This is a genomic window from Thermus sp. FJN-A, from assembly GCF_054655095.1.
Genome location: NZ_BAAHSC010000097.1, coordinates 1 through 464, shown reverse-complemented (window position 1 = coordinate 464; position 464 = coordinate 1). Strand labels below are relative to the sequence as shown.

Annotated in this window: 1 pseudogene; it reads left to right on the top strand. The window is 54.5% G+C overall.

What is annotated here, in order from left to right:
- Positions 1 to 201, top strand: a pseudogene (locus ACYQ0J_RS00515) (metal-dependent hydrolase); the annotation flags it as partial.
- Between the last annotated feature and the right edge of the window lie 263 nt (positions 202 to 464).

Sequence of the window (464 nt, the reverse complement as noted above, 5' to 3'; positions counted from 1 at the left end):
GACTGCGCCGGGGAGAAGGCCCGCCTGGAGGAGTCTATCCGGGAGGCCCGCCTCGCCCAAGCCCGCCTCCTCCGGCGCAAGGAGCGCGCCGCCGAGGCCCAGCTCGTGCGCTCCCCCGTCTCGGGGCGGGTGGTGGAGGTCAAGGTGCGCGACCTGAGGCCGGGGGAGGTGGTGGTGGAAATTGTGCTACAATCGCGTTAGGCAAGGGGTGGTTAAGCGTGTCCCTGAAAGGGAATCACTTGTTTCTGAGAGAAGTGCTTCCTCGTGTTTTTTTGGCTTTGCTTTTTACTCTGGTGGCCCTTTTGTTAAAATCTAACGCCATTCTAAACTTTTTGACTGGACTTCTTTCTACAAGCAACTTTGCTGTATTTTTTGTCTTCGCAACAGTTTACTCCGTCATTCTTTTGTTGATAGCTATAGTAGCTAGACGAGCTAAGCGCTTTGTTGTAGATAGACGCTTCAGT